Raw genomic sequence first — 4130 nt, forward strand, 5'->3', positions numbered from 1 at the left:
TTTCGAGGCGACGCTCAGCGACGGCTTCAATTCGATCCGCCGCTGCACCTGCTCTTACTGCCGGATGCGCGGCGCTGTCGTCGTCATGGCGGAGATGGGCGGGATCAAATTCCTGCGGGGCGAGGATGCGCTGACGAGCTACCGCTTCCACACCGGAGCGGCGCAGCACTTCTTCTGCTCCGGCTGCGGAATCTACACCCATCATCAGCGACGATCCGACCAGAACCTCTATGCCGTCAACGTGGCTTGCCTGGACGGGGTCAGCCCGTTCGATTTCGCCGAGGTGCCCGTGATGGACGGCGTCAATCACACCAACGACACCGGCAAGCCGACGCGCCGCGCAGGCACGCTCCGCTTCATCCCGGCCGAGTGACGGTGAAAGTCCCGAGGTCCAATGACAGGGGGAGGCTGCCGGACGAGCTCGGCCTGCATGGTTCGCCCGGCGATGCAGAGCATCGTCCGGAGACGCCCGCTTTGGCGGGCTCCTCACCATGAGGGTCAGATCTCTCGCTGCAAACGCGACCTCATCCTGAGGGCCCGCCGTAGGCGGGCGTCTCGAAGGATGGGCCGCAGGCAAGCTCCCAGCCTCGTCTCTGCTTTGGAGCGGAGCCGGACAGCAAGTGGGCTCCGGTCAGGTCAAAGCCCTTCGCAGCGTGGCTGCAAAGCACGGTGATGGTGAGACAACCTGGAGCGGAGGAGGAAGCGGGCCCGCGTCGGCGAAGCTGATGCGCGACGCGCCGGACAGCTATCGCGTCACGTGACGCAGCTCACTTGGCGTAGCCCTGAGAGCGGAGCCACGCGATCTTGCGGTCTCCGTTGATCCAGTCGTCGGCATCGGCCTTGCTGGCGAAGCCTGTGATTTCGCGCTGTTCGCTGTCGGGGTAGTCCGCCAGGATTTTCCAGTCGTTTTCCGAGATCCGGACGGTTTTGAAGGTCACTTTTGTTTTAGCCATGCCGCACTATGCAGGAGATGCCCGCAAAAGAGAACCCACGCCGACGCCGATGGCTTGGTCGGGTCTGCCCGAACGGCGCCGGAGGCGGGGCGTTAGTCCTCTTGTTCGGCCTCGCGCCGGAAGTCCTCGGCGGCTTTCCGTAGGGCTTCCTTGACCTCGGGGTCGACAGCCTGGTCGGCGTGGCGCTCGGCGTTCTCGGCCTGCCTCAACAGATCTTCCTTGCTCATCGTTCGGCTCTTCGTGTCGTCGCTGAATCCATAATTTGTCCGGGCGGCTCGGGTTCCAGCTAGCCCTAGCGGCTTGCCTTAGTGTTCTCTTTTTGTTCTAGTTCGTCTCGACATTGCGAGGGCTGACCATGCCGGACCTGGACGTCATCAGGGCGGACATCGAACACATGCGCATCCAGGCGGGGCGCCAGCGGAGGGAGATCCTCGGGCTGCAACGGGCGGGCTTGGGGACGGCCTCGGCCGAAGCCCTGCTGAGCCGGATGCAGGCCAGGATCGACGACCTCTGTGCGCAACGGGACGCGCTGAAGAAGGCCCAGCCGCATCACAACCAGGGCAAGGTGCTCGGCGGGAGGACTTGGTGAGGTGGTTCGATGACGAGCCCGAGCTGTCGCCGTTCCTGAAAGCGCTCGAGGATGTTCGCCGCAAGGCCACACGCGAAGGGTGGTGCTACGCCCACGTCCAGGCCATCATCGTCGCCATCGACCAGTACGCGGAAGCGGCCACGGGCAATCGCGAGTATTTCCTGAACAAGCCGGTTTCGATTGGCGGATCGCGCAACAGCGGCAACGTGCCCTGACGCGCGATGAGATGAGAAGCGGGGAGTCGAAATGCTGTTGTTCGTTGGTCCGCTGCTGTTCGTCCTGCTGTTCTATGCCGCGGTCAGGGCAAGACGGGCAGGCCTGTCCGGTGCCAAAGTCGCGCTCATGGTCGTCGCCGGCTCGGCGTGCATCGTCGTCCTGATGTTTGGAATCCTGGCGTGGGGCTTTCGTGACTTCGGGTGATGCGGGCATGGCCTCGTTGCGAACGGAGCGACTGTGCCGCGTCGCGGGAGGCTTCGCATAAGGCCCTCCCGGGGCTTTGTCCGGGCTGAGGATTGCGGAACCGAGGCCGAACTGCTGCTTGCGTTTTCGGCCTCGATGGGTTCTAAGCCCGGTCACTTCATGACCATTGGCATGAACAGAAGCGCCCTGCGTGGTTTTACCGCGTCCCAGGCAGAGTTACATCGTAGCTCGCGCGCACCCAATTCAGAGGACTTTAGACATGGCGAAGATGACCAAGACCCAGCTGATCGATGCAATTGCCGAGGGCACGCAGCTTTCCAAGAACGATGTGAAGTCGGTCATCGAGTACATGGCGACCGTCGGCTACAAGGAGCTCAACGAGTCCGGTGAGTTCGTTATTCCCGGTTTCGTGAAGATGTCGGTCGTGAACAAGCCTGCGACCGAAGCCCGCATGGGCGTGAATCCCTTCACCAAGGAGCCGATGCAGTTCGCGGCGAAGCCGGCGAGCAAGTCGGTCAAGGCGTCGCCGCTGAAGGTCGCCAAGGACTCGGTCTGATCCAAGGCGTTTGCCAAATCCGCCTCTGAGAAAAGCGAAAACCCCGCCTGGGGGAGGCGGGGTTTTCTGATGGGGGGTGAAGCCTGGGGGAGGCTTCTCTCATAAGACGCGCCAGCGCGAAAAAGGTTCACCGCCGGAGGACGAGATCGTGCTCCGCGATCGCGAACAGTCCCGCGACGGTCGCGATCATCGACACGCTTCCAACCTGATCATGCGGTCACGTCCACGATCGCCGGCGTATCGATCGCGCGCTTGCGCCAGACGATGAATTCCGATTTCGAATTCAGCCATTGGTATTCGTCGCCGCGCGCCTTCAGGTGCGCGAGCGCCGCGTTCTGCGCGGAGGTCTCGTCCTTCGCCTCGACGATGATMTCAACGGTCTCTTCAATCTGCCGAACGACCTCTACGGCGAAATATGTCTTTGGCATTGCGTCACCCTTGAGCGTGACCTTTGGCGAGAGCTAACGGGCAGGGGTGAGGCGCGTTCCATGCCGTTGTCATGCGCGTGCAGGCCGACGCGCGAAGCGCTGCCGGCGAATGGCGCAAAAGAAAAACCCCGCGCTTGCGCACGGGGCTCTTCTGGCCGACGGCAATGGGATTTCAGCGCCTAGCCGCCAACCGTCACCTTAACTTAAGGTTGAAACTCCAAAAAGCAACAGCGCCGCGATGACGGAATATGTTCGTCAGGCGGCGCTGCCGTATGACTGGGCGCTGAAATCCCCAGCCTCCATGGGTCTTCGCAAGCCGGGAAAGGTTCAAGGCAAGACGCTGAGGAAATCTGCTGGAGAGGCTGGACTTTTTGTTCCTATTTTGTTCTAGTGAGTGGCCTTGGAGGTGACTCATGAACATCGAGCAGCAGCGCGAAGTAATCAGGCTCTGGAATCAGCTCAGGAAGGTCGAGGGCCCGGCCGCAGAAGAACTCCGCATCCAGATCCTCGACTGCTTTGCGGCGAAGGACAACGCGACGCGACCGGACTCAAGGCACGTCGCCAGACCGCGACGCCATGCGGCACTAGCGGCGTGTCCAGTCTAGCGCGCGCCGGACGCGATCAGGCCGATTGGACGCGCGCGAGACGATCGTTGCGCATCTCATGCCGGTCGTTGCGGTCGCGCATGTGACGCTGACGGCTCGGAGCCAACGCCTTGGCGAAGCCAACGTCCCATCGTGGTTGCGCATCGTCTCGAAATTCCTGCCGCCGGCGAAGTCACGCGACTGCGCCTTCATCGATCATTAGCAATCGCGTCGCGCCGATTGTCTCGACTCCGATTCGTTCTTTGAGAACGAAATGGAGTCGGATGCAGAACAAGTCATGCCTGCTGCCGTCGCTGCGAATGCGGTTGTCAGAAGGGACCGCGCGATGCAAAAAGCAGATGCGATGTGACGGGATATCGTCGGCGCGCGATGCAAACCAATCGTTAGGAGTTGCTCCGCGCCGATTTCTTCGATTCCGATTCGTTCTTTGAGAACGAAATGGAGTCGAAGCTGGAACAAAGCTGGTCGGCGCACCGCAGGAGCGATCTCATCGCTGTCACGAGGCTCGCCGCATCCGCACCATCGTCGCCGCGCGCAAACGCCTAACGAAAGCTTGCGGCGAAGCGGATAACCCTATTC

The 4130-nt window shown here is 61.9% G+C and carries 10 protein-coding genes; 7 read left to right on the plus strand and 3 right to left on the minus strand.

Going from position 1 to position 4130, the window contains the following annotated elements:
* A partial coding sequence (locus ACXJL8_RS35510) for a GFA family protein (RefSeq protein ID WP_456686501.1) occupies positions 1–373 on the plus strand: 373 nt, incomplete at its 5' end.
* Between the two features lie 394 nt (positions 374–767).
* Here ACXJL8_RS35510 and ACXJL8_RS35515 read toward each other — a convergent pair.
* Complete coding sequence (locus tag ACXJL8_RS35515; RefSeq protein ID WP_456686502.1) at positions 768–938, minus strand: hypothetical protein; 171 nt, start codon at positions 936–938, stop codon at positions 768–770.
* Positions 939–1045: 107 nt separating this feature from the next.
* Positions 1046–1180: a hypothetical protein gene (locus tag ACXJL8_RS35520; protein ID WP_456624168.1), complete on the minus strand. Its 135-nt coding sequence runs from the start codon at positions 1178–1180 to the stop codon at positions 1046–1048.
* A 128-nt stretch (positions 1181–1308) separates the two neighbouring features.
* Here ACXJL8_RS35520 and ACXJL8_RS35525 point away from each other — a divergent pair, with 128 nt between their 5' ends.
* The 4 genes from ACXJL8_RS35525 to ACXJL8_RS35540 all read left to right on the plus strand — a co-directional run bounded on the left by ACXJL8_RS35525 (position 1309) and on the right by ACXJL8_RS35540 (position 2518).
* A complete protein-coding gene (locus tag ACXJL8_RS35525; protein WP_456624167.1) occupies positions 1309–1542 on the plus strand; it encodes a hypothetical protein in 234 nt (77 codons plus the stop codon).
* Positions 1539–1757: a hypothetical protein gene (locus tag ACXJL8_RS35530; protein ID WP_456624166.1), complete on the plus strand. Its 219-nt coding sequence runs from the start codon at positions 1539–1541 to the stop codon at positions 1755–1757. The genes ACXJL8_RS35525 and ACXJL8_RS35530 overlap by 4 nt, the downstream gene beginning before the upstream one ends.
* 31 nt (positions 1758–1788) lie before the next feature.
* Positions 1789–1962, plus strand: coding sequence for a hypothetical protein (locus ACXJL8_RS35535; protein WP_456624165.1), 174 nt, complete (start codon positions 1789–1791; stop codon positions 1960–1962).
* A 259-nt stretch (positions 1963–2221) separates the two neighbouring features.
* Positions 2222–2518, plus strand: a complete 297-nt coding sequence (locus ACXJL8_RS35540; protein ID WP_007591377.1) for an HU family DNA-binding protein — start codon at positions 2222–2224, stop codon at positions 2516–2518.
* Positions 2519–2727: 209 nt separating this feature from the next.
* On the opposite strand, the gene ACXJL8_RS35545 is transcribed toward ACXJL8_RS35540, so the two are convergent.
* Positions 2728–2946: a hypothetical protein gene (locus tag ACXJL8_RS35545; RefSeq protein WP_456686503.1), complete on the minus strand. Its 219-nt coding sequence runs from the start codon at positions 2944–2946 to the stop codon at positions 2728–2730.
* A gap of 413 nt (positions 2947–3359) precedes the next feature.
* Between ACXJL8_RS35545 and ACXJL8_RS35550 the strand changes: the two genes are divergently transcribed.
* On the plus strand, positions 3360–3551 hold the full coding sequence (locus tag ACXJL8_RS35550; RefSeq protein WP_456624182.1) for a hypothetical protein: 192 nt from the start codon (positions 3360–3362) through the stop codon (positions 3549–3551).
* Positions 3552–3576: 25 nt separating this feature from the next.
* On the plus strand, positions 3577–3753 hold the full coding sequence (locus tag ACXJL8_RS35555) for a hypothetical protein (protein WP_456624163.1): 177 nt from the start codon (positions 3577–3579) through the stop codon (positions 3751–3753).
* Positions 3754–4130: the final 377 nt, after the last annotated feature.

The organism is Bradyrhizobium sp. P5_C11_2, from assembly GCF_054049755.1.

Coding starts and splice junctions, on each gene's coding strand:
- ACXJL8_RS35520 (WP_456624168.1), bottom strand. CDS start 1,180: ATGAGCAAGGAAGATCTGTTGAGGCAGGCCGAGAACGCCGAGCGCCAC.
- ACXJL8_RS35525 (WP_456624167.1), top strand. CDS start 1,309: ATGCCGGACCTGGACGTCATCAGGGCGGACATCGAACACATGCGCATC.
- ACXJL8_RS35535 (WP_456624165.1), top strand. CDS start 1,789: ATGCTGTTGTTCGTTGGTCCGCTGCTGTTCGTCCTGCTGTTCTATGCC.
- ACXJL8_RS35540 (WP_007591377.1), top strand. CDS start 2,222: ATGGCGAAGATGACCAAGACCCAGCTGATCGATGCAATTGCCGAGGGC.
- ACXJL8_RS35550 (WP_456624182.1), top strand. CDS start 3,360: ATGAACATCGAGCAGCAGCGCGAAGTAATCAGGCTCTGGAATCAGCTC.